Origin of the sequence: Nocardia sp. BMG51109, assembly GCF_000526215.1 — a bacterium.
GTDB lineage: Bacteria > Actinomycetota > Actinomycetes > Mycobacteriales > Mycobacteriaceae > Nocardia.
In genome coordinates this window covers 2,736,291-2,759,520 of the sequence record NZ_JAFQ01000004.1, presented here as the reverse complement: position 1 = coordinate 2,759,520, position 23,230 = coordinate 2,736,291, and the positions used below count along the sequence as shown (strand labels likewise).

Below are 23,230 nucleotides of genomic sequence, written 5' to 3'. Positions count from 1 at the left end.
CGGCTATTGTGCCCAGTCCGGCGGGCGGCGCTGCAAGAAGGCCGTTATCCCCTCGACGGCTTCGGGGGTGCCGAAGAAACTGCCGGACCGTTGCGCGAGGTCGTCGGCGCTGCGCCCGAATTCGGCCAGCAGCGCGGCGTTGACCAGCCGCTTGCTCTCGGCCAGACCCTGCGGCGAGCCCTGCCGCAGTTCGTCCCGCAGCCGGCTCACCTCGGCGGCCGGATCGTCGGCGGCCGCGGTGATCAGCCCGATCCGCTCCGCCTCGGCGGCATCGAACTTCTCCCCGGTCTGGTAGTAGCGCGCGGCCGCACGCGACGTCAGGCGCGGCAGCAGGGTCAGCGAGATGATGAACGGGGCCAACCCGATTCGCGCCTCGGTGAGCGCGAAGCTGCTGCCGTGCCCGGCCACCGCGATATCGCAGGCGGCCACGAGGCCCATACCTCCGGCGCGGACGTTGCCGTCCACCTGCGCCACAACGGGTTTCGGCAGCTCGAGCACGGTCCGCAGCACCTCCACCAGCCAGCGGGTGCGGATATCCGCGGCCGCCGCGGGATCGGCGTCGAGGGCTTCCTTCAGATCCGCACCGGCGCAGAAGGTGTTGCCGGTGTGGGTGAGCACGACGCCGCGGACCCGATCGTCGGCGCCGGCCCGCTGCAGTCCCTCCAGCAGCTCCCGCACCAGCCTCGACGACAGCGCATTGCGATTGTGCGGGGAATCCAGTGTGAGAACGGCGAACCCGTCCCGCACGTCGTACCGCACGAACGGCGCATCGGTGCCGGATGTCTCGCTCATCAGTACGACTTCGGCAGGCCCAGCGAATGCTGCGCGACGAAGTTCAGGATCATCTCGCGGCTCACCGGGGCCACGCGGGCGATCCGGGCCGCGGCCAGCATCCCCGCCAGCCCGACGTCACGGGTCAGGCCGGAGCCGCCGTGCGTCTGGATGGCCTGGTCCAGGGCCTTGATACTGGCCTCCGCCGCGGCGTATTTCGCCATGTTGGCGGCCTCGGCGGCACCGAAGTCGTCGCCGGAGTCGTAGAGCACGGCCGCCTTCTGCATCATCAGCTTCGCCAGCTCCAGCTCGATCTTGACCTGGGCCAGCGGATGCGCAATGCCTTGGTGCGCACCGATCGGCGTCTTCCACACCTGACGCTCCCTGGCGTACTCCACGGCGCGGTCGATGGCGTAGCGGCCCATCCCGACGGCCATCGCGGCGCCCATGATGCGCTCGGGGTTCAGCCCCGCGAACAGCTGCGCCAGCGCCGCATCCTCCTGTCCGACAAGCGCTTCCGCGGGTAGTCGCACATCGTCCAGGAACAGCGTGAACTGGTTGTCCGGCTCGATGATGTCCATCTCCTGCCGGGTCTTCTCGAAGCCCGGGGCGTCGGTGGGGACGATGAACAGCGCCGGCTTCAGCGTGCCCGACTTGGCATCCTCGGTGCGCGCCACGATCAGCACCGCCTCGGCCTGGTCCACGCCGGAGATGAAGATCTTGCGGCCGTTGAGGAGCCAGTCGCCGCCGTCGCGGCGGGCGGTGGTGGTGATGTGGTGCGAGTTGGAGCCCGCATCGGGTTCGGTGATGCCGAAGACCATGGTCGACGACCCGTCGGCCAAGCGCGGCAACCAGTTCCGCTTCTGCTCCTCGGTGCCGTACTTCGTGATGATGGTGCCGCAGATGGCCGGCGAGACCACCATCAGCAGCAGCCCCGCCCCCTGCGTCGACAACTCCTCCATCACCAGCGACAGCTCGTAGATCCCGGCGCCACCGCCGCCGTACTCCTCGGGCAGGTTGACGCCGAGGAAGCCGAGTCGCCCGGCCTCGTCCCACAGTTCGCGCAGCGGCTCGTTGGCCCGGGCCTTGGGCGAGACGTAGTCGCGGAAGTTGTACTTGGCGGCCAGCTGGGCCACCGCGGCCCGCAGCTGCCGCTGTTCGTCGGTTTCTCGGAAACTCATGGCTCTACTCCTGGATGCCGGTGGTCTCTTCGGGATGCACGACGGCCAGCACGGCGCCGACGTCGACCTGCTGTCCCTCGGTCACATTCAGCTCGGCGAGCACGCCCGTGACCGGCGCGGTGATGGTGTGCTCCATCTTCATCGCCTCCAGCCACAGGATCGGCTGCCCCTGCTCGACCCGGCCGCCCGCCTCCGCGCCGAGCCGGATCACCGAGCCCGGCATCGGCGCCAGCAGCGACCCCTCGGCGAGCTGCTCGGACGGATCCTCGAAGCGCGGCAGCCGGCGCGCCGACACCGGACCCAACGGCGAGTCGACGCAGACCAGCGCGCCGTAGCGGGCGACGTCGAAGCGGCGGCGCACCGACCGGGCTCCGGTGTCCGCACCGGGCACCAGCAGGGTTACGGAATCCGTTGTCGCATCGACCAATTCGAGCCCGTCGAAGCCGTCCACCGCGAGCCCGGCGCGGGTGATCCGGTAGCGCACCTCGCAGGCGCCGCCGACCCGGCCCTCGTAGGACTTGGTCTGCGGCTGCGACGGCAGGTTGCGCCAACCGCTCGGCAGGCCACCGCCCACGCGGGCACCGGCCCGGTTGGCGGCCGCCTGGGCCAGCGCCGCGGCCACCAGCGACAGCCGCTCGTCCGGCTCGGAAACCAACGGTGCGGAAAGGGTTTCGATCCCGTGCGTGTCGAAGAACGCGGTATCGGTGTCGCCGGCCAGGAATGCCGGGTGCCGCAGCACCCGCACCAGCAGATCGCGATTGGTGACCAGGCCGTGAATCTTCGCCCGCTGCAACGTCGTCGCCAGCAGATGCGCCGCCTCCTCGCGACTGTCCGCGTAGGAGATGACCTTTGCCAGCATCGGGTCGTAGTGCACCCCGACCACCGAACCGTCGACCACGCCGGAGTCGAGACGGATTCCCGGTTCGGTCAGCACGGTGAACTCGGCGGTGTGCCCCGTACCGGTCCGGGACGGCCGCGAGCCGACCGCTGCATCGGATACCGTTGCGGCACGGCCGATGTCGAGCTTGTGGACCGTGCCGCTCTGCGGCTGCCAGTCGTGCGCCGGATCCTCGGCGTACAGCCGGACCTCGATCGAATGCCCCCGCATCGGTGGCGGGGCGGTAGGCAGCCGATGCCCCTGCGCGACCTGCAATTGCAGCCGGACCAGATCCAGGCCCGTGGTGTTCTCGGTGACCGGATGCTCCACCTGCAAGCGAGTGTTCATCTCCAGGAAGAAGAACTCGCCCGTCTCATCGGCCAGGAACTCCACTGTTCCCGCCCCCTCGTACCCGATGGCCTCCGCGGCCAGCCGTGCCGCACGAAACAACCGCCCCCGCATACTGTCCGCCTCGGGCGCACGCCCGCCGTCCAGCCGCTCCACGAGCGGCGACGGCGCCTCCTCCACGACCTTCTGGTGCCGCCGCTGAATCGAGCACTCACGCTCGCCGACCGCCCACACCGTGCCGTGCGTATCGGCCATCACCTGTACCTCGATGTGCCGCCCCGTCTCGAGATAGCGCTCGCAGAACACCGTCGGATCCCCGAAGGCCGATTCCGCTTCGCGCCGTGCGGCTTCCAGCTGCCCGGGCAGGTCGGCCGGCGCACGCACCACCCGCATGCCGCGGCCGCCGCCACCGGCGGAGGCCTTGATGAGCACCGGCAACCGGTCGGCGGTGATCTCCGCCGGATCCAGCTCGGCCAGCACCGGCACCCCGGCGGCGTCCATCATCTTCTTGGACTCCACCTTCGAGCCCATCTGTTCGATGGCGGCCACCGGCGGGCCGATCCACACCAGCCCGGCCTCGAGCACGGCCCGAGCGAAATCGGCGTTCTCGGAGAGGAAGCCGTAACCGGGATGGATCGCATCGGCTCCGGCGGCCCGCGCCGCCTCGATGATCAGGTCACCGCGCAGATAGGTCTCGCCGGGCGTGTTCCCCGGCAGCGGAATCGCCGCGTCGGCCTCCGCCACGTGCGGGGACCGCGCATCGGCGGCGGAATACACCGCGACCGTGCCCAGGCCCATGCGACGGCAGGTGGCGAAGACCCGGCGCGCGATCTCGCCGCGGTTGGCGACCAGGACTGTCGTGATCATGCCGGCCCTCACAGTCGGAAGACGCCGAAGCCCTCGGCGCCCTTGATCGGGGCGTTGTGGATGGCCGACAACGCCATACCCAGCACCGTGCGGGTGTCGCGGGGATCGATGACGCCGTCGTCGTAGAGGCGCCCGGACATGAACATCGGCAGCGATTCGGCCTCGATCTGCGCCTCGATCATCGCGCGCATCCCGGCATCGGCCTCCTCGTCGAACGGCTGCCCCTTGGCCTCCGCGGACGCGCGGCCGACGATCGAGATGACCCCGGCCAGCTGTGCTCCGCCCATCACCGCGGATTTCGCACTGGGCCAGGCGAAGACGAACCGCGGATCGTAGGCGCGCCCGCACATGCCGTAGTGCCCGGCGCCGTAGGAGGCGCCCATCAGCACCGAGATGTGCGGCACCGTGGAGTTGGAGACGGCATTGATCATCATCGCGCCGTGCTTGATGATGCCCTTCTGCTCATACTCCTTGCCGACCATGTAGCCGGTCGTGTTGTGCAGGAACAGCAGTGGCGTCTGCGACTGGTTGGCCAGCTGGATGAACTGGGCCGCCTTCTGCGACTCCTCGGAGAACAGTACGCCGCGCGCATTGGCCAGGATGCCGACCGGATAACCGTGCAGCTCCGCCCATCCGGTGACCAGGCTGGATCCGTAGAGCGGCTTGAACTCGTCGAAGTCGGAGCCGTCGACGACGCGGGCGATCACCTCGCGCGGGTCGAAGGGCACCTTCAGATCCGTCGGCACGATGCCGAGCAGCTCCTCCTGGTCGTGCAGCGGCTCGACGACCTCGGCACGCGGCGCGGGGCCCTGCTTACGCCAGTTCAGCCGCCGCACAATGGATCTGCCGATCCGGATGGCGTCCTGCTCGTCGGCGGCCAGATAGTCGGCCAGTCCCGAGACGCGCGCGTGCATCTCGGCGCCGCCCAGCGACTCGTCGTCGGACTCCTCGCCGGTAGCCATCTTCACCAGCGGCGGGCCGCCGAGAAACACCTTCGACCGCTCCTTGATCATGACCGTGTAGTCGGACATGCCCGGGATGTAGGCGCCGCCGGCGGTGGAGTTGCCGAAAACGAGTGCGATGGTGGGAATTCCGGCCGCCGACGCCCGGGTGAGATCGCGGAACATCCGCCCGCCCGGGACGAAGACTTCCTTCTGCGTGGGCAGATCGGCGCCGCCGGACTCGACCAGGCCGATCACCGGCAGCCGGTTCTGCATGACGATGTCGTTGGCACGCAGGTTCTTCCGCAGCGTCCACGGGTTCGAGGTGCCGCCGCGCACCGTCGGATCCGGCGCGACGATCATGCATTCGACGCCCTCCACGATGCCGATCCCGGTGATCACGCTGGCGCCGACGTGGAAGTCGCTGCCCCACGCGGCCAGCGGGCACAGCTCGAGGAACGGCGAATCCTCGTCGATGAGCAGCTCGATGCGCTCGCGCGCGGTCAGCTTGCCCCGCTTGCGATGCCGGGCGAGCTTCTCCGGGCCGCCGCCGGCGATCACCTTCGCGAATTCGCCCTCGACCTCGGCAAGTTTCTCCTCCATGGCCTCCGCCGCGGCCCGGTACTCCGCCGCCCCGGCATCAATGGCAGTCCGCAACACACTCACGCTGCATCCTTTCCGGCACGAGCGGGGCGCTCCGTGGTTACGCTCCGCTGCCACCTCCGCGCCTGACCGCTCATACTGCATCCATTCCGGCATGAACGGGGCGCTCCGTGGTTACGCTCCGCTCCCGCCTCCGCGCCTGACCGCTCATGCCGTGAACCCCAATCGTTTTGCTGCCAAACCGGTCAGGATCTCGGTGGTGCCGCCGCCGATGCCGAGAATGCGGATGTCGCGGTACTGCCGCTCCACCTCGGACTCGCGCATATATCCCAGGCCGCCGAACAGCTGCACCGACTGGTCGGCCACCCATTCGGCGGACTCCACCGCGGTGTTCTTGGCGAAGCACACCTCGGCGATCAGATCGGTCTCGCCGTCGGCGGCGCGCTCGGCCACCCGGCGGGTGTAGACCCGCGCGATGTCGATGCGCCGTGCCATTTCCGCCAGCGTGTTCTGTACGGCCTGCCGGCCGACCAGCGGGCGGCCGAAGGTCTCCCGGTCCCGACACCACCGCACGGTGAGGTCCAGGCAGCGCTGTGCCTGCGCGTACGCCTGCACGGCCAGACCCACCCGCTCACTGACGAAAGCCGCTGCGATCTGGGCGAATCCGCTGTTCTCCGGGCCGACCAGATTGTCGACCGGCACGCGTACGTCCACATAGGACAGTTCGGCGGTGTCCGAGGCCAGCCAGCCCATCTTCTCCAGCCTGCGGCTCACGGTGAAGCCGGGCGTGCCCTTCTCGACCACCAGCAGCGACACACCGGCCGCACCGGGACCGCCCGTCCGCACCGCGGTGACCACGAAGTCGGCGCGCGTGCCGGAGGTGATGTAGGTCTTGGCGCCGTTGACGACGAAGTGGTCACCTTCGCGCACCGCACTGGTCGTCAGGTGCCCGACATCGGATCCGCCGCCGGGCTCGGTGATGGCCAGCGAGCCGATCCGCTCGCCCGCCAGCGTCGGTTTCGCCCAGCGTTCGATGTGGCCGGCATTGCCGGACGCGATGATGTGCGGCACCGAGATACCGCAGGTGAACAGCGAGGCGAACAAGCCGCCGGACGCGCCGGCCTGATGGATCTCCTCGCACACGACGGCCGCGTCGATGCCGTCACCACCCGCGCCGCCCGCGGATTCGGGGAACTGGATCCCCAGCAGTCCCAGCGCACCGGCCTTCTTGTGCAGCTCGCGCGGGATCTCGCCCGCCCGCTCCCACTCGTCCAGCTGCGGCAGAATCTCCCGCTCCACGAAACCTCTGACGGTGGAACGCAATGCGCGGCGTTCCGGGGTCTCCCACACGTTCATGTCAGCAACTCCACGGGGATATCGATGTGCCGGGACCGCAGCCATTCGCCGAGCCCCTTGGCCTGTGGATCGAAGCGGGCCTGATAGGCCACGCCCTGGCCGAGGATGCCCTCGACGATGAAGTTCACGGCACGCAGGTTGGGCAGCACGTGCCGGGTGACCGGCAGCTTCGCGGTTTCCGGCAGCAGCGACCGCAGTTCGGCCACCGTCAGCGCGCGCACCAGCCAGCGCCACTGCGCATCGGTGCGCACCCACACCCCGATATTGGCGTTGCCGCCCTTGTCACCGCTGCGGGCCAGGGCGATGGCGCCCAGCGGAACCCGCCGGGTCTCGCTGGGCGGCAACGGTTCCGGCAGCACCGGCTCGGCCACCTCGGCAAGCTCCAGTGTCGTTGCGGCCGAACCGATCTCCGCCCGACGCCCGTCCGGCAGCACGGCGGTGTGCGGCACCTCGGCGGCATCGACGTAGCCCGCGGTGAAGACCCCGTAGGGCGCACCGTTGCCGGGCGGCGAGGTCAGCGTGCACCCCGGATAGCTCGCCAGCGCCAATTCCACGGCGGCGCCGGAGAATCCGCGGCCCACCACCTTCGGATCCGGATCCCGGACCACGCACCGCAGCAGCGCGCTCGCCCGTTCCTCGGTGTCGGCATCGGGCCGATCGGTCCGGCTCAGCGTCCACTCCAGCTCGGCCGGCCGCGCCGGCAGCGAATTCTCCAGCTGCCGGCGCACCAGCCGGGCCTTGGCCTCGATATCCAGTCCGGTGAGGACGAAGGTCATCTCGTTGCGGAATCCGCCGAGCGTATTCAGCGACACCTTGAGCCGCGGCGGCGGCGCCTCGCCGGTCACTCCTGTCACCAGCACTCGATCGGGACCCGCCGCGCCGAGCCGGATGCTGTCCAGCCGCGTCGTGACGTCCGGCCCCGCGTACCGCGCGCCCTGGATCTCGTACATCAGCTGCGCCTCGACGGTATCCACGGTGACCGCGCCGCCGGTGCCCTCGTGCTTGGTGATGACGCTGCTGCCGTCGCGACGCACCTCCGCGATCGGGAACCCGGGGCGGTCCGGGTCGGCGATCTCGGTGAAGAACGCGAAGTTGCCGCCCGTCGCCTGGGTACCGCATTCGATGATGTGCCCCGCCACCACCGCACCGGCGAGCGCATCGAAATCGTCTCGGGCCCAGCCGAAATGGGCGGCCGCCGGACCGGTCGCCAGCGCGGCGTCGGTGACCCGGCCGGTCACCACCACATCCGCACCCGCGGTCAGGCATTCCGCGATACCCCAGCCGCCGAGATAGGCGTTGGCGGCCAGTGGCGTGCCCAGCCCCAGCTCCGCCGCCCGCGGCAGCAGATCGTCACCCTCGACATGCGCGACTCGTGCTGTCACGCCGAGCTTTTCGGCCAGCTCGCCGATCCGCCGCGCCAGCCCCGCCGGATTCAGCCCGCCCGCGTTGACGACGACGCGGACGCCGCGCTCCAGTGCCGTCCCGAGGCAGTCCTCCAGCTGGCGCACAAAGGTTTTGGCGTAACCGAGCTGTGGATCCTTCATCCGGTCCCGGCCCAGGATCAGCATGGTGAGCTCGGCGAGGTAGTCGCCGGTGAGCACGTCGAGCCGCCCGCCCTCGAGCATTTCCCGCATGGCGCTCAGCCGGTCGCCGTAGAATCCGGAACAGTTGCCGATCCGGATGACCTCCGGGTCGGCGGCCAGCCTCGTCATCGCCCGGCGCCTCCTGTGGTGACTGGGCGCAGCCTCCTCGCCGCGTCGGAGTCCAGGGTCACATCGAGCCCGGAAAAAATCAAGCCCGCGTGCTTGTTAATTGGCGGAGGTTCGGCAAAGTGGCAGCTGAGGCGGGGTACGAGAGGTCGGCGGCAGCGGTCGGCTCCCGGCACGGCAAGATGGCACACGTGCCCCATTCCGTGCTCGTGGTCTTACTGTTCGCCCTGGCCGGGTTCCTGCTCGGCGGTGCCTACACCAACTGGACGAAGGCCCGCCGACTGGCGATCGCGCTCGGCGTCTGCGGCGTGCTGGCCGCCGCCGGGGCGGTCGCCTGGATGCTCTGACCCGCGTCAGTCCTCGTCCAGCCGGTAGATCCGCAGATCCTCCGGCACCCCGCTCAGCGGTGCCGCGAAGAAGCTGCGCCGATAGGGCTTGGGCGCATAACTCAGTGCCGCAAGCGTTTCCGGATGCAGTGCCTGGAGCGTGGGCGCCGACAGCATCATGTTGCCGTTACCACCGGCCTCCATGACCCGGGCGGCTATCGTCACGTCGACACCCAGCCAGTCGCTGCCGATCTCGCGCGGGCTGCCGGTATGCAGGCCGATGCGCATCCGCGGCCGATAGCCCGACACCTCCACGGCCGCCAGGCTCTCCTTCGCGGCGACCGCCGCCTGCACCGCCCGGTCCGGCGAGGCGAACACCGCCATCACGCCGTCGCCCATTCGCTTCACCACCCGGCCGCCGCGATCCACGATCGGCGGCTCGATGGCCTTGGCGACCCGGCGCAGCAGCTCGAGGGTCGCCTCGTCGCCGACCGACAGCGACCAGCTGGAGAAGGCCACCAGATCGGTGAACATCACCGTCATCTCCTGGCCGCCCTTGCCGCGGCCCACCCGCTCCAGCATCGCCTGCCAGACCTGCAGGGCGCCCAGGCCGATCTCCTTTGCGGCACTGGGTGAGTCACCGACCAGCCGGTCGGCCACCCGGGCCACCGCGCGCGCACCGCCCGGGCCCGACACCGACAGCGGATCGCCGAAAGCCGGGTCGCCGGGCAGGTTTTCGCGTGCCCGGCGGATCGCGCCGATCACGTCGGCGCGCTGGTTGGCGGAGACCATCAGGGACGACAGCTGCCCGGCCCGGAACCGGCCGCTCGGACGGGGCGGGGAATCCTCGGCATCCGTTGGGGTGGGCGGTATCACAGCTTCGGGAACGGACGCGGCACCGGGCGAGACACCGTTGCCCGCGGGGTCTCCCCGGCGGCGTTCCGAACGGTCGGCCTGTGTCGCGCGAGCCGCGTTTTCGCCCTCACCGGAAGGCTTTTCGCGCTCGGCGCCGCCGCGCGGGCGCTCGGCGTCACTGTGCGCGAGGCGCGGGGTGTCCTTGGCTCGCTCGCTGCGCTCGCTCACGTCACGAGCGTATCTCAGCCCATCGTCGATGGGCGGATTACCGATTAACGCCACCTGCCACCTCTCGATCGGGCGGAGCGGGCACAACAGTGGGTCCGCCGACAAAAACGTGCTGGGGTCGCTGCCGCCGATGCTACGCACCGGTAGGCGCCGAGGGGAAGTTCGTGCCGGACAGTTAACCGAGGTTTTCCAGACGTGCACCGGCCCGATGCGAATCGGTTCGCATCGGGCCGGTATCACGTCGCGCGGGCCGGGCAGTGGCCCGCGCGACTCGGGCGCAGCGGTCCCCCGACAGGACCGCCCTCCCGTCCCCGGGTAGGCGAGGGTCTGCTTTCCCCGGGGGCTCGGGCAGGTTCAGGCGTCTCGTTTCTCCACGGTATACAGCGCGGCACCGAGGACGACGGCCACGAAGACCGTGAAGTAGATCAGGCCGCCCCAGGGACCCCAGTGCCAGTTTCCGGCGCCCTCGCCGCCGAGGAAGCGCTGCATGTTTGCGAACGGCAGGAACGGCTGCACATTGCGCCCGAAGCTGCCGAAAGCGCCTGCCAAGGGCTCTACCAGCATCGGCCACAGCACGATCAGCGCGATCGCGGCGGCGGACTGGCGCACCAGCGCCCCGATGGCCACGGCCAGGACCGAGCCGAGGAAGGCGTACAGCGGCACGCCGATCAGCCCGCGCCAGTCCGCGGCGGTGGACAGGGTCAGATGCGCCCCGGCATCCGAACCGGTGATCATCTTGGCGATGCCGAAGGCCAGCACCGCCAGCACCGCGGTGAGCACGGCGCCGAACACGGCGACCAGACCGGCCTTGGTGGCGATCACCTGGATCCGGTTCGGCGTCGCCTGGAAGGTGGTGCGGATGATGCCGAAGCGGTATTCGCTGGTCACCGTCAGCGTCGCCATGATCATCAGGATCATCACGCCCAGGCCGGTGAGGCCGGACACCGCCTCCGACATGGTGATCTCGAGGCCGCCCTCCTTCCCGTAGGAGGCGTTGGCCACCAGGCCGAACACGGCCGCCAGGCCCAGGCCGATCACCACCACCGACGCGGTGCACCACCAGGGCGAGCGGGTGGAGGTGAGCTTGATTCGTTCCGCCGTCAACACGCCCATCAGAGCGCCCCTCCCATCGCTGTGTAGGATCCGGCGTCCGCGGGGCCCTCCGTGGTTACGCGAGCTGCCGCCTCCGGGCCCGTCGCTCCCGCCGATTCGATACCCCCACCGTGATACTGCACGGCATCACCGGTCAATCGCATGAACGCGTCCTCGAGCGAGGCCCGCTGCGGCGCCAGCTCGTACAGGGTGACGCCGTTCTCGCCGGCGAGCTTGCCGACGTCGTCGCTGGTCTGGCCGACGACCAGCAGCGCCGCCTCGTCCTCGCGCACCGTCATGCCGTGGGAGGTGAGCAGGCTGCGCAGCTGATCGAGCTGCGGACTGCGCACGCGCACGGTCGCTTCCGAGGCATGCTCTATGAATTCCTTGGTACCGGTGTCGGCGATCAACTTGCCGCGCCCGATGACGACCAGATGGTCGGCCGTCTGCGCCATCTCCGACAGCAGGTGGCTGGAGACCAGCACCGTGCGGCCCTCGCCGGCCAGCCGCTGCATGAACCGGCGGATCCACAGGATGCCCTCCGGATCCAGGCCGTTGACCGGCTCGTCGAACATCAGCACCGGCGGGTCGCCGAGCAGGGCGGCCGCCAGGCCCAGCCGCTGCGACATGCCGAGCGAGAAGCCGCCGGCCTTCTTACCGGCGACCTCGCTGAGGCCGACCAGGCGCAGCACCTCCTCCACCCGGGACTGCGGAATGCCGTTCGTCGCCGCCATCCAGCGCAGGTGCGCGCGGGCCGAACGGTTGGGATGTACCCACTTGGCCTCCAGCAGCGCACCGACGGTGCGTAGCGGATGGTCCAGTTCGCGGTACGGCTTGCCCTGGATCACGGCGGTGCCCGCCGTGGGCCGATCCAGGCCCAGAATCATGCGCATCGTGGTCGACTTACCGGCGCCGTTGGGGCCGAGGAATCCGGTCACCTGGCCGGGCTTGACGGTGAACGTCAGATCGTCGACAGCGACGGAGGTGCCGAACCGCTTGGTCAGGCCAGTCACTTCGATCATGGCACCCAGTCTTGCCGAGAAACGGCGCGCGGACCATCGCTCGAAGGTCGCGAGTCGGGTAGTCCTCCGGGATGACGGACACCCGCATCCCGGCCGAACGAACCCCGAACCCGGGGCCGGGCGAACCCCGACCCGTCAGCACTCCGGTCCCGCCCCCGTCGAAGCCCCGGTGACACCCCTCAAAGCTCCGGTGACGACGCCTGCGCCCAGAAGCGCTTGGGAATCCGGCCGGCCTCGCGCGCCAGATATCCGGCCTCGACCGCGCGGGCCATGGCCTCGGCCATCAGCGCCGGGCGGCGGGCCCGGGTGACCGCGGTGGCCAGCAGCACCGCCGAGCAGCCCAGTTCCATCGCCAGCGCGGCGTCGCTGGCGGTGCCGATGCCCGCGTCCAGGATCACCGGAACGCCCGCCGCCGCGACGATCATCTCGATGTTGTGCGGATTGGCGATGCCCAGCCCGGTGCCGATCGGCGAGCCCAGCGGCATCACGGCCGCGCATCCGGCGTCCTCGAGGCGCCGGGCCAGCACCGGATCGTCGGTGGTGTAGGGCAGCACGACGAAACCGTCGTCGACCAATTGCTCCGCGGCGCCGACCAATTCGATGGCGTCCGGCAGCAGGGTGCGCTCGTCGGCGATCACCTCGAGCTTGACCCACTCGGTGTCGAGGGCCTCCCGGGCCAGCCGCGCGGTCAGCACCGCCTCGGCCGCGGTGCGGCATCCGGCGGTGTTCGGCAGCGGCGAAATATCCAGTCGTTTCAGCAGATCGAGCACGCCGGTGCCGCCGGCGGCGTCGACCCGGCGCATGGCGACCGTCGTCAGCTCGGTCCCCGACGCCAGCAGCGCCTCCTCCAGCACCGCGAGGTTCTCGGCGCCGCCGGTGCCCATGATCAGCCGGGAACCGAAGGCACGGTCGGCGATCCGCAGCGGTTCGACGGCGGCGGCGGTCTCGATGCCCGGCGCGCTAGCCACCCTGCACCGCCGTGAGCACCTCGATCTCCCAGCCCCGGCCGACGGGCTCGTCCCAGCGGGACTTGGGGAAGACGGCGCCGTCCACGGCGAGCGCGATCCCCCGGCACGGCAGCCCCAGCCGGTCGAGCAGCTCACGCACCGTGAGCTGCTCGGCGAATTCGTGATCCTGCCCGTTGACGGTGACCCCGATCGGAATCGTTGCTGTCATCGAATACCTCCTGATGATGATGGGGCCGAGACCTCCGAAAATCGGTGCGGCTCGGCCGCTTTCGCTTCGGCGAGGACCTCGTCGGCGAGCAGGGCGGCGACCGCTTCGGCGGTGATCGGCACGCCCAGGATGCCGTTGCGGCCGTGCCCGGCGGCGACGATCACGCGGTCGGTGAGCCGGCCGATCAGCGGCAGGTTGTCGGGGGTGCCGGGGCGGGCGCCCGCGCTCGTCTCCCACAGTTCGTATTCGCCGAGCGCGGGCAGCACGGCCTCGGCGTCGGCGATCAGGTCGCGGACCCCGGCGACGGTGACGGCCGTGTCGAAGCCCGCCTCGTATTGCGTTGCGCCGACGACTATTCCGTCGCCCCGCGGGACCAGATACAGCGGCCGGCCGTGCACGCGGGCACGGATCACCCGGCGCGGCGGCGGGGGCGCGCCGGGACGGTGCCGCAGGCGCAGAATCTCGCCCTTCACCGGACGGACCGGCAGGGACGGCCACAGCCGCGCGGCCGCGGCGCCGGTGGCCAGCACGATCCGATCGTGGTCGAGATCGTCCACGGCCGAGACCGATTCGGCGCGGATGTGCACACCGGCCCGCGCACAACAGCGCCGCAGTGCCTCGACCAGCGCCCGGTTGTCCACCGCCGGTTCGGTGGGCGCGAGCAGGCCCGCCCGCACCGTCCGGGCCAGGTCCGGCTCCACCTCGCGCACCCCCGGACGATCGAGCAGCCGCAGCTCGTGGCCGTGCCCGGTGACGAAATCGGCGATGGTCCGCAGATCGGCCGCATCGGCGGCGTCCAGCGCGACGGTGAGGGTCTGCTCGGCCACGAAGACCGGCACACCGGTCGCGGCCCGGATCCGGTCGGCGAACTCCGGCCAGCGCGCCAGCGCGGCCGCGCCGAATTCCAGGGCCTCGTCCTCGCCGGGCCAGCCCTCCGACAGCGGGGCGAGCATGCCACCGGCAACCCAGGACGCACCGGAACCGGCGGCCGGATCGAAGACGGTGACCGACCACCCCGACTCGGCGGCGCGCCACGCCACCGAGAGCCCGATCACACCCCCACCCACGACGGCCAGAGTTCGCATACCTTCCACCTCGCTCGGTCCCGAATGCCCGGGATCCGTTCGACTACCCGGGCCCGTTTCGGCACGCCCTTGCAGTGCCGAACCGCCTCCCCGCGCGGCCGCCTTCGCTGCGGGGACATCCGGATGTTTCGCCTACCCAAGGTACCGCGACTACGGTCGGTCGGGTGCAACCGTCCCGTCCGAACCGACCCACCGCTCCCCGAGAACGCCTGGCCTCGGCCCTGCTCTACCTCTGCACCGACGCCAGACGTGACAAAGGCGACCTCGCCCGGTTCGCCGAGGCGGCGCTGGCCGGCGGGGTCGACATCATCCAGCTGCGCGACAAGGGTTCGGCCGGCGAGGCCCGGTTCGGCCCGCTGGAGGCGCGCGCCGAACTCGGCGCGCTGGCCGAGCTGAAGGCCGCCACCCGCCGCCACGGCGCGCTGCTCGCGGTGAACGACCGCGCCGATATCGCGCTCGCCGCCGGCGCCGACGTACTGCATCTGGGCCAGGACGATCTCCCGCCCTGGTACGCCCGCAAGATCGTCGGCCCGGACGTGGTGATCGGCCGATCCACGCACAGCCGCGAGCAGGCGAGCCTGGCGGCAACCGAGGAGCACATCGACTACTTCTGCACCGGCCCGGTGTGGACCACGCCGACCAAGCCCGGCCGCAGCGCCGCCGGCATGGACCTGGTGCACACCACCGCCGAGTCCTCGCCGGCCCGCCCCTGGTTCGCCATCGGCGGCATCGACCACGAGCGCCTCCCGGAGGTTCTCGACGCCGGGGCCACCCGCGTCGTGGTCGTCCGCGCCATCACCGAGGCCGGCGATCCGGAGGCGGCCGCCCGCGAACTCAAGCAGCGGCTGGCCGGCAACGCCGGGAACTGAGCGGGCTCACGCCGCGGCCCGTTGCCCGTCGACGACGGCAAGTCCTCGTCCGGCAGCGGCACCGTCATCATCCCGGCATGTCCTGCGCGGTATTCGACGAGCACCAACACTGTTGCCGCCGTGCGTGCTCGCCCCGGCCCCGGTTCTCAGGCGGCCGTGACCGGGTCGAGGCGGATGGGTACGCCGTTGAGGTGGGCCATGCCGGCGAGGCGTTCCACGTCGACGATCTCGGTGGACATCAGGACGTTGATGTTGGCGCCGCCGGCCTCGTTCGCGCGCCGCCAGCCGCCGCCGGTGTGGCCCCAGCCGTGCGGGATGGCGACGGTGCCCTGGGTCATGTCCTCGCTGAGCCGGGCCGTCACCTCGATGGAGCCGTGCGCGGAGCTGACCCGGCAGCGGTCGCCGTCGGCGATGCCGGCGACGGCGGCGTCCTCGGGGTGGATGCGGGCGGCGTGCTCGCGGCGGCCCATCAGCGACTCGGCGTTGTGCATCCAGGAGTTGTGGGACTTCAGCTCGCGCATCCCGATCACGCGCAGCGGGTAGGCGGGATCGTGCGGCGGCGCGGACAGCTCGCGCAGTTCGTCGATGATCCGCGGGTCGGCCAGCTGCACGCGGCGATCCTTGTGCTGCACCACCTTTCGCAGCACGCCGGTCTCGACGCGGTCGGCCAGCACCATGCCGTGCGGGTGCCGGCGCAGCGTGCGCAGGCTGATCCCGTTGCGGCGCAGGCCGAACCGGTCGCCGTACGGCCCGGTGCGCAGCGCCAGATCCAGCAGCAGCCGGGGCGACAGGCGCGCGGCGCGACCGCCCGGAACCCGCCTGCGCAGTTCCCCGATCCACCGGGCGAGCGGACCGAAGGCGAAGGGCTGCACGCCGATCCGCCGGGCGATCTCGTCGACGATCTCCCATTCCTGGCGTGCCTCGCCGTACGGTTCCAGCACCGCCTCGGTGTACTGCGTGAACGGAATCGGGGCGAGCGCGGTGAACGGCAGCGGCGCGTCGTCGCGTTCCAGGAAGGTGGTGGCCGGCAGCACGTAGTCGGCCATGCGGTTGCTGTCGTTGAGATACAGGTCGATCGAGACGAACAGGTCGAGTTGCCGCAGCGCCGAGGCGAGTTCGTCGCTCCCCGGCACCGACAGCACCGGATTGCCGGCCGAGGTGAACAGGGCCCGCAGCTGCCCCGTGCCGGGGGTGGTGATCTCCTTGGCCATGATCGCGGCCGGGAAGGTGCGCAGCACATCCGGGAAATCGCCGATCCGCGAACGGCTCGAGCCGTATCCGACCAGTCCCAGTCGCGCATTGAGTTCGGAGACCGCCACCAGCTCCTTACCGAACACCGAACCGCCTCGGCGGTCCAGGTTTCCGGTCACCACGGCCAGCGAGTCGAGCAGAACCGACACCAGGGTCGCGTGCCGCCCCAGGCAGGTTCCGGTGCGCCCGTACACGGCCGCCCGCGGGGCCGCGGCCAGATCCCGCGCCAGCGTGCGCACGACATCCGGATCGAGCCCGGTCACCGGCGCGGTCGCCGCGGGCGTGAAACGGGCCACCGCGGCACGCAATCGGTCCACCCCGGCGGCCTGCTCGCGCAGCACGGCCGCGTCCTCCAACCCCTCGTCGAAGATCACCTGCAGCATCGACGCCAGCAGCCAGGCGTCCGTATCCGCCCGCACCCCGACGTGTTCGAACATCCGGGCCGTCTCCGAGCGCCGCGGATCGACCACGACCACCCGGCCGCCGCGCTTGGTGATATCGGCCAGCTTGTCGCGGATGCGCGGCGCGCTGACCACACTGCCGTGCGACACAACGGGATTCGCGCCGACCATCAGCAGGAAGTCGGTGCTGTCCAGATCCGGCACCGGGACGCTGGTCAGCGAGCCGTACAGCAGGTGGCTGGCCACGAACCGGTTGTTGACGTCCTGCGAACCGGCCGAATACACGTGCCGCAGCCCGGCGGCGATCTGGAACCCGGCCGTCCACAGCGTGTGCGAATAGGAGAACGTCGACGGATTGCCGAAATACCAGCCCAGGCTTTCCCGTCCGTGCGCATCGATGAGCGCGCGCAGCCGGGCGCCGATATCGTCGAGGGCCGTCTCCCACGACACCCGCTCGAACGAGCCATCGGCGGTGCGGCGCAACGGATACAGCACCCGGTCCGGGTCGTTCTGCACCTCGGTGAACGCGATTCCCTTGGGACAGGCGAAACCCCGCGACAGCGGATGGTCCTTGTCGGCCCGCAACCGCACCAGCCGGCCGTCCTCGACGGTGGCGATCAATCCGCAGAGCGGTTCACAGATTCGGCAGTACGTCGCAACCTCGCGTGCTGTCATGTTTCAAGACAACACCTGCGCCATCGTGAGGAACAACACATTTCCGGCCACATCCATCGAGACGTCGTCCGCCGGGGCGCAGATCCGTGCCGACCGCCCGCCCAGGCCGTTCGAATGCAGCCAGACGAACCCGTCGTCGGCCAGGTCGATGGTGCGCGGCAACGCCGCCGCTACCGCCTCGGCATCGCCCACCTCGTCCAGGCTGACCCGGGCCGACTCGGCCCGCAGCGACGGCCACGCCGCCGCGAAACCCGGATGCAGCGGACGCGCGTCCACCTCCTCCTCGGGCACCCAGGCCAGCTCCATGCTCTCCCGATTGGCGGTGGTGGGCAGGGGTTCCGGCACATCGGCGACGACCGTGGTGTAGGTCCAGCCGCTGGGCGCCTCCGCCGTCACCCGCTCGCCGCGCACCCGCACCGCCGCCGGGAGGATTCCGGCCTCCTCGTGCGCCTCCCGCACCGCCGCCCGCACGCTGGTCTCGTGGCTGTCGCGGGCGCCGCCGGGCAGTGCCCAGGTGCCGCCCTGATGGCTCCACGGCGCCCGGTGCTGCAGCAACACCACGGCACCGCCGCCCGCGCGCGGGGCCCGCAGCAACAGTCCGGCCGCTCCGAACAGGCCCCACTGCCGCGTCCCGTCCGGGGATTTCAGGAAGCCGTCTCCGTCACCACGCATGCTCGTCCCGTCCCATCCTCGCAGGCACCGTCGCCCAGCCACCGCCATGCGAGGACAAACACCACGAGACGGCGCCGATACGACCACAATAAGCTCAGTCCGCGAGCACGCAGCCCGGACAGCGATCGGAGGTGGCCATGACTCGCACCGCGCAACCGCGGCTCGACGAGCTGTCGCCACGCGCCGCCGCGGCCGCGGTACGCCGCCGGCTCGACGCCACGGAACTGCGCACCTTCGTGCACTCCTCACCGGCCAAGCTGATCGCGATCGGGTTGCTGCTGCTGTTGCTGTGCCTGGCGGCGGGGATCGTGACGGCGTCCGCGGTGAGCAGCCGCCAGCACGCCCTGGACCGGCTGCTCGACGAGTCCGAGCCGGAGGCGAACTCCGCGCAGCGCCTGTACACCTCGCTGTCGGTGGCCGACGCCGCCGCGGGCACCGCCTTCATCTCCGGCGGCCTGGAGCCCGAACTCGTGCGTGATCGCTACACGCAGGCCATCGGCCAGGCCGCCGCGGAACTGGTCGTCCAGTCCCGCACCGGCGCCGACGATCCGGACCTGCCGCTGCGCACCGGCATCGCGACCCAGCTCCCGGTCTACACGGGCCTGATCGAGACCGCGCGCGCCAACAACCGCGAGGGGCATCCCGTCGGCGCCGCCTATCTCAGCGAGGCGTCCAATCTGATGCAGACGACGATGCTGCCGAACGCGCGCCGACTACAGGAGCATCGGGCCGACGCGATCACCGCCACCCAGCACCGCCATGTACAGCCGCCCTGGGCGGCGATCGTGCTGCCGATCGCGACGCTGGGCGCACTGCTCACCGCGCAGCTGTACCTCGCGCGGCGCTGGCGCCGATTACTCAACCCCGGCCTGCTGCTGGCCTCCGGCACGCTGGTGATCCTGCTGACCTGGACCGTGGCCGCCGGGGCGATCTCGGCGGTGTCGACCATGCGCGGCCGCGACGACGGCGCGGTGCCGACCTCGGAGCTGACCGAGAGCCGCATCCTCACCCAGCAGGCCCGGGCGGCGGAGACCCTGAAACTGGTGCGCCGCGACACCGGCGGCGACTACGACCACACCTACAACGACGCGATCGCGCAGCTGACCACGCGGATGGCCGGATATCCCGGCGACGCACCGGGTTCCGGCGACGTCACCACCGCGCGCGGCGCGCTGGACCGCTGGCAGCAGGCGCATCAGCGCATGAACGACGCGCTGACCCGCGGCGATTTCCCCGGCGCCGGCATGGTGGCGATCGGTCCCGGCGCCACCGGGGCCGCCGCCCAGGTGGATTCGCTCGACAACGCGTTGCGCGACGGCATCTCCGATACCCGGGACGAGCTGCGCGGCGAGATCTCCGACGCGGCCCGCTCGCTCGATCTGCTGTCGCCCGGCGCGCTCACGCTGTCCGTGCTCGCCGCCGTATTCGTGGTGGCGGGACTGTGGCCCCGGCTCCGGGAGTACCGATGAGGGGACGAATGACGGCGCTGGTGCTGGCCGCGGTCGCCGCCGTGGCCACCGGCTGCGGCGACCGTCCGGCGACGCCGACCGGCGGCACCGTCGGCTACTCCGCGCCGCTGCCGGCGAAAGCGGCTATGGCACAGACCGATTCGCCGCCCCCGCCGCCGGTCGATCAGAGCTGCGACGCCACCGCCAGCCTGCGGCCCGGCACGGGCGGCCCCACGGTGGACGCCATCCGGGCCCGCGGCAGGTTGCTGGTCGGCCTGGATCCCGGCAGCAACCTGTTCAGCTTCCGCGATCCGATCAGCGGCGCGCTGGTCGGGTTCGACACCGATATCGCCAGGGAGATCGCCCGCGACCTGTTCGGCGATCCGGAACGGATCGAGTACCGCATCCTCGGCTCCGCCGACCGCGAGCGCGCCCTGCAGGAGCACACCGTCGACGTGGTGGTCAAGACCATGACGATCACCTGCGAGCGCCGGCAGCGGGTCGACTTCTCGAGCACGTATTTCCTGTCGCACCAGCGGGTGCTGGCGGTGAAGAACTCGGGCATCACCGGACTCGACGACCTGGCGGGCAAGCGGGTGTGCGTGGCGTCGGGGACGACGTCGCTGGATCTGATCCGGCGCAACCAGCCCGCGGCGTCCATCATGACCGTGCCCGCCTGGGCCGACTGCCTGGTCGTGCTGCAACAGCGTCAGGTCGACGCGATCAGCACCGACGACGCGCTGCTGGCGGGCCTGGTGGCGCAGGACCGGTCGTACACCGAGATGGTCGGCGACAATCTCAGCGACGAGCCGTACGGCGTCGGCATCCCGAAGGGCAACGACGACATGGTGCGCTTCGTCAACCGCACCCTGGAGCGCCTGCGCACCGACGGCACCTGGGAGCGCATGTACCAGAACTGGCTGACGGTGCTCGGCCCCTCCCCCGGACCACCGCAGCCGAGATACCGGGACTGACGACCGTGCCCGACCGAGACGAATCCGCCTCCGGCCCCGCCGAATCTTTCTCCGGCCCCGCCGAATCCGTGCCCGGACCGCCTCGACCCGATCCGGAGTTCGCGGGCACCCAGCGGCACGAACCGCCGCAGACCCAGGCCGTGCCGCCCGACACCACCCGAACCCCGGCCGTTTCCCCCGACACCGCCGCAGTCGAACCACCCGGCACCACCGCAGTAGAACCGCCCGGCACCACCGCGGTCGAACCGCCCGGCACCGCCGTGGTGTCACCCGATACTGCCGCCGGGCCGGAGCCCACGCGGGCCGAAAGTACCGCGGCGACACAGCCGTCCGGCCGCAGCGGGCGAACGGGCCGCAGCCGGACGTCGGTGCGGCGGCTCGGCGCCGGACTGGTGCCGATCACCACGGCGCCGCCGGTGGATCCGCGCACGGTGGTGCTCACCGACCCGATGGTGTCCGAGGGGCGCCGGTACTGCTGGCGGTGCGGTAAACCGGTCGGGCGGACCACCGCGACCGGACCGGCGAGCACCACCGGAACCTGCGAAACATGCGGTGCGCCTTATGATTTCCGGCCCTATCTGGAGCCGGGCGAGATGGTCGCCGGCCAGTACGAGGTGCAGGGCTGCATCGCGCACGGCGGGCTGGGTTGGATCTTCCTGGCCGTCGACCGCAACGTCAGCGATCGCTGGGTGGTGTTGAAGGGACTGCTGCACAGCGGCGACGCCGAGGCGCAGGCGGTGGCCGTCGCCGAGCGCCGGTACCTGGCCGAGCTGGCCCATCCCAGCATCGTCAAGATCTACAACTTCGTCGAACATCCCAGCCCCGAGGGTGTTCCGGTGGGCTACATCGTCATGGAATACGTCGGCGGCCGCTCGCTGCGCACCATGCTCGACGACTACTCCCGGCCCGACCGCATGCCGATCACCGAGGCCATCGCCTACGTGCTGGAGATCCTGCCGGCGCTGGAGTATCTGCACTCGCTCGAACTGGCCTACAACGATCTCAAGCCCGACAACATCATGATCACCGAGGACCAGGTGAAGCTGATCGACCTGGGCGCGGTCACCGTCTTCGAAGCCTACGGAAACCTGTACGGCACCAGGGGATTCCAGGCCCCCGAGATCGCCAAGACCGGTCCTACCGCGGCATCCGACATCTACACCGTCGGCCGCACGCTGGCGGTGCTCACGCTGCCGATGCCGATGACGATGGGCCGCTACCTCGACGGCCTGCCCGATCCGGAATCCGCACCGCTGCTGGCGAGCCACGAATTCTTCCACCGGCTGCTGATGCGCGCCACGGATTCCGATCCCGCACAGCGCTTCCCGTCGGCCCGGGTGACGGCGACGCAGCTGGCCGGCGTGCTGCGCGAGATCCTGGCGGCCGAGACCGGCAACGAGCACCCGCAGTTGTCGACGACATTCAGCCCACCGCGCACGAGCTTCGGCACCGAAGAACTGCTCGCCCAGACGGACTCCTACGCCGACGGCATCGCGCGCAGCGCCGATCTGGTCGCCCGCGATGCCGCTGCGGCACTGCCGGTTCCGTTGATCGATCCGGCCGACCCGTCGGCCGCGCTCCTGGCCGGCGCGGTGCACCCGGAGCCGAGGCACGCGCTCGACGCGGTGCGCACCGCCCGCTCGCGGGCCGCGGCCGAGCCGGGCGGGGCGCCGGAAAACTTCGAGACCGAATGCACCCTCATCGAGGTCCGCATCAACCTGGATCTGCGCCGGCCGGCGACCGCGCGCGAGCTGCTCGACCGGCTGGATTCGGACTGGCGGGTCGACTGGTTCCTCGGTCTGGCCGGACTGCTGGAGCTGGACTACGAGCAGGCGTTCGGCCATTTCGATGCCGTGCTGCGGGCGCTGCCGGGCGAGATCGCCCCCAAGCTGGCGCTGGCCGCGACCGCCGAACTTATACTGCAGCACTGGGATTCGCCGGATCCGGGACAGTGGCGCACCTTCGCCGAACAGTTCTACGCCAGCGTGTGGCGCACCGACCGCGGCGTGGTGAGCGCGGCGTTCGGCCTGGCGAGGCAGCTGGCCGCCACCGGCCGCGTGGTCGAGGCGGTGCGGGCGCTGGACGAGGTCCCGGCGGCCTCGCGGCACTACACCGAGGCCCGGATGACCGCCGTCCTGATGCTGCTCACCGCCGCCCCGGTAGGCGACCTCGACGAGGCCACCCTGCACATCACCGCGGCCCGCGTACAGGCCCTCCCGCCGAGCGAGCACCGCACCACCCAGATGCGCGTCCTGGTACTCGGTTCGGCACTGGCCTGGCTGCGGTCGGGCAACACCCCGAAACAGCCCGACGCCACCCTGTTCGGCGAACCCTTCACCGAACGCGGCCTACGCCACGGCGCCGAGATCGAACTACGCAGCCTGGCCCGCTCGGCCCCCGACCGCACCCACCGCTACGCCCTCGTCGACCTCGCCAACGCCATGCGCGCCAAGACCTGGTTCTGAGCGGGGCGGCCGCCGAGCACCGGTCGTGTTCAATGTCC

19 protein-coding genes are annotated in these 23,230 nt (G+C 70.8%); 5 read left to right on the top strand and 14 right to left on the bottom strand.

The window, feature by feature from the left end; genetic code table 11:
• Window positions 1–3 precede the first annotated feature (3 nt).
• The 6 genes from D892_RS0113920 to D892_RS0113895 all read right to left on the bottom strand — a co-directional run bounded on the left by D892_RS0113920 (window position 4) and on the right by D892_RS0113895 (window position 8,656).
• Window positions 4–792, bottom strand: a complete 789-nt coding sequence (locus D892_RS0113920; protein WP_024801816.1) for an enoyl-CoA hydratase family protein — start codon at window positions 790–792, stop codon at window positions 4–6.
• Window positions 792–1,952 (bottom strand): acyl-CoA dehydrogenase family protein, encoded by a 1,161-nt coding sequence (locus D892_RS0113915; protein WP_024801815.1) that lies wholly within the window; start codon window positions 1,950–1,952, stop codon window positions 792–794. The genes D892_RS0113920 and D892_RS0113915 overlap by 1 nt, the downstream gene beginning before the upstream one ends.
• Before the next feature lie 4 nt (window positions 1,953–1,956).
• Window positions 1,957–4,044, bottom strand: coding sequence for a biotin carboxylase N-terminal domain-containing protein (locus tag D892_RS0113910; protein WP_024801814.1), 2,088 nt, complete (start codon window positions 4,042–4,044; stop codon window positions 1,957–1,959).
• Between the two features lie 8 nt (window positions 4,045–4,052).
• A complete protein-coding gene (locus D892_RS0113905; protein ID WP_024801813.1) occupies window positions 4,053–5,651 on the bottom strand; it encodes an acyl-CoA carboxylase subunit beta in 1,599 nt (532 codons plus the stop codon).
• 144 nt (window positions 5,652–5,795) lie between these two features.
• Window positions 5,796–6,944, bottom strand: coding sequence for an acyl-CoA dehydrogenase family protein (locus D892_RS0113900; RefSeq protein ID WP_024801812.1), 1,149 nt, complete (start codon window positions 6,942–6,944; stop codon window positions 5,796–5,798).
• Complete coding sequence (locus D892_RS0113895; protein ID WP_024801811.1) at window positions 6,941–8,656, bottom strand: acyclic terpene utilization AtuA family protein; 1,716 nt, start codon at window positions 8,654–8,656, stop codon at window positions 6,941–6,943. Before D892_RS0113895 ends, D892_RS0113900 begins: the two co-directional genes overlap by 4 nt.
• 119 nt (window positions 8,657–8,775) lie before the next feature.
• Here D892_RS0113895 and D892_RS46655 point away from each other — a divergent pair, with 119 nt between their 5' ends.
• A complete protein-coding gene (locus D892_RS46655) occupies window positions 8,776–9,000 on the top strand; it encodes a hypothetical protein (RefSeq protein WP_156959507.1) in 225 nt (74 codons plus the stop codon).
• A gap of 6 nt (window positions 9,001–9,006) precedes the next feature.
• Here D892_RS46655 and D892_RS0113885 read toward each other — a convergent pair whose 3' ends face one another.
• The 6 genes from D892_RS0113885 to thiO form a co-directional block, all read right to left on the bottom strand.
• Window positions 9,007–9,771, bottom strand: coding sequence for an adenylate/guanylate cyclase domain-containing protein (locus D892_RS0113885; protein ID WP_036568839.1), 765 nt, complete (start codon window positions 9,769–9,771; stop codon window positions 9,007–9,009).
• A gap of 645 nt (window positions 9,772–10,416) precedes the next feature.
• Window positions 10,417–11,175 (bottom strand): ABC transporter permease, encoded by a 759-nt coding sequence (locus D892_RS0113880; RefSeq protein ID WP_024801809.1) that lies wholly within the window; start codon window positions 11,173–11,175, stop codon window positions 10,417–10,419.
• Window positions 11,175–12,176: an ABC transporter ATP-binding protein gene (locus D892_RS0113875; protein ID WP_024801808.1), complete on the bottom strand. Its 1,002-nt coding sequence runs from the start codon at window positions 12,174–12,176 to the stop codon at window positions 11,175–11,177. Before D892_RS0113875 ends, D892_RS0113880 begins: the two co-directional genes overlap by 1 nt.
• Before the next feature lie 179 nt (window positions 12,177–12,355).
• Window positions 12,356–13,126, bottom strand: a complete 771-nt coding sequence (locus tag D892_RS0113870; protein WP_024801807.1) for a thiazole synthase — start codon at window positions 13,124–13,126, stop codon at window positions 12,356–12,358.
• Window positions 13,127–13,136: 10 nt separating this feature from the next.
• The gene (gene thiS / locus D892_RS0113865) at window positions 13,137–13,352 is read right to left on the bottom strand and encodes a sulfur carrier protein ThiS (protein WP_024801806.1); all 216 of its coding nucleotides are present in this window, start codon (window positions 13,350–13,352) and stop codon (window positions 13,137–13,139) included.
• The gene (gene thiO / locus D892_RS0113860) at window positions 13,349–14,437 is read right to left on the bottom strand and encodes a glycine oxidase ThiO (RefSeq protein WP_024801805.1); all 1,089 of its coding nucleotides are present in this window, start codon (window positions 14,435–14,437) and stop codon (window positions 13,349–13,351) included. The genes thiS and thiO overlap by 4 nt, the downstream gene beginning before the upstream one ends.
• A 164-nt stretch (window positions 14,438–14,601) precedes the next feature.
• Here thiO and thiE point away from each other — a divergent pair, with 164 nt between their 5' ends.
• The gene (thiE, locus tag D892_RS0113855) at window positions 14,602–15,306 is read left to right on the top strand and encodes a thiamine phosphate synthase (RefSeq protein WP_024801804.1); all 705 of its coding nucleotides are present in this window, start codon (window positions 14,602–14,604) and stop codon (window positions 15,304–15,306) included.
• Window positions 15,307–15,452: 146 nt separating this feature from the next.
• On the opposite strand, the gene D892_RS0113850 is transcribed toward thiE, so the two are convergent.
• Window positions 15,453–17,633 (bottom strand): molybdopterin-dependent oxidoreductase, encoded by a 2,181-nt coding sequence (locus D892_RS0113850; RefSeq protein WP_024801803.1) that lies wholly within the window; start codon window positions 17,631–17,633, stop codon window positions 15,453–15,455.
• Window positions 17,634–17,636: 3 nt separating this feature from the next.
• A complete protein-coding gene (locus D892_RS0113845) occupies window positions 17,637–18,305 on the bottom strand; it encodes an NUDIX hydrolase (protein WP_024801802.1) in 669 nt (222 codons plus the stop codon).
• 137 nt (window positions 18,306–18,442) lie between these two features.
• On the opposite strand from D892_RS0113845, the gene D892_RS0113840 reads away from it, so the two are divergent.
• The 3 genes from D892_RS0113840 (at window position 18,443) to D892_RS0113830 (ending at window position 23,192) form a co-directional block, all read left to right on the top strand.
• Window positions 18,443–19,774, top strand: coding sequence for a hypothetical protein (locus tag D892_RS0113840; RefSeq protein ID WP_024801801.1), 1,332 nt, complete (start codon window positions 18,443–18,445; stop codon window positions 19,772–19,774).
• Complete coding sequence (locus tag D892_RS0113835; RefSeq protein ID WP_024801800.1) at window positions 19,771–20,727, top strand: glutamate ABC transporter substrate-binding protein; 957 nt, start codon at window positions 19,771–19,773, stop codon at window positions 20,725–20,727. The genes D892_RS0113840 and D892_RS0113835 overlap by 4 nt, the downstream gene beginning before the upstream one ends.
• A gap of 140 nt (window positions 20,728–20,867) precedes the next feature.
• Entirely contained in the window at window positions 20,868–23,192 is a 2,325-nt protein-coding gene (locus tag D892_RS0113830; protein WP_156959955.1) for a serine/threonine-protein kinase, read from the top strand.
• Window positions 23,193–23,230: the final 38 nt, after the last annotated feature.

Bases quoted from the DNA above. Each gene is read 5' to 3' on its own strand.
- D892_RS0113920 (WP_024801816.1), bottom strand. From the start codon at position 792: ATGAGCGAGACATCCGGCACCGATGCGCCGTTCGTGCGGTACGACGTG.
- D892_RS0113915 (WP_024801815.1), bottom strand. From the start codon at position 1,952: ATGAGTTTCCGAGAAACCGACGAACAGCGGCAGCTGCGGGCCGCGGTG.
- D892_RS0113910 (WP_024801814.1), bottom strand. From the start codon at position 4,044: ATGATCACGACAGTCCTGGTCGCCAACCGCGGCGAGATCGCGCGCCGG.
- D892_RS0113900 (WP_024801812.1), bottom strand. From the start codon at position 6,944: ATGAACGTGTGGGAGACCCCGGAACGCCGCGCATTGCGTTCCACCGTC.
- D892_RS0113895 (WP_024801811.1), bottom strand. From the start codon at position 8,656: ATGACGAGGCTGGCCGCCGACCCGGAGGTCATCCGGATCGGCAACTGT.
- D892_RS0113885 (WP_036568839.1), bottom strand. From the start codon at position 9,771: ATGGTCTCCGCCAACCAGCGCGCCGACGTGATCGGCGCGATCCGCCGG.
- D892_RS0113880 (WP_024801809.1), bottom strand. From the start codon at position 11,175: ATGGGCGTGTTGACGGCGGAACGAATCAAGCTCACCTCCACCCGCTCG.
- D892_RS0113875 (WP_024801808.1), bottom strand. From the start codon at position 12,176: ATGATCGAAGTGACTGGCCTGACCAAGCGGTTCGGCACCTCCGTCGCT.
- thiS (WP_024801806.1), bottom strand. From the start codon at position 13,352: ATGACAGCAACGATTCCGATCGGGGTCACCGTCAACGGGCAGGATCAC.
- thiO (WP_024801805.1), bottom strand. From the start codon at position 14,437: ATGCGAACTCTGGCCGTCGTGGGTGGGGGTGTGATCGGGCTCTCGGTG.
- D892_RS0113850 (WP_024801803.1), bottom strand. From the start codon at position 17,633: ATGACAGCACGCGAGGTTGCGACGTACTGCCGAATCTGTGAACCGCTC.
- D892_RS0113845 (WP_024801802.1), bottom strand. From the start codon at position 18,305: ATGCGTGGTGACGGAGACGGCTTCCTGAAATCCCCGGACGGGACGCGG.
- D892_RS0113840 (WP_024801801.1), top strand. From the start codon at position 18,443: ATGACTCGCACCGCGCAACCGCGGCTCGACGAGCTGTCGCCACGCGCC.
- D892_RS0113835 (WP_024801800.1), top strand. From the start codon at position 19,771: ATGAGGGGACGAATGACGGCGCTGGTGCTGGCCGCGGTCGCCGCCGTG.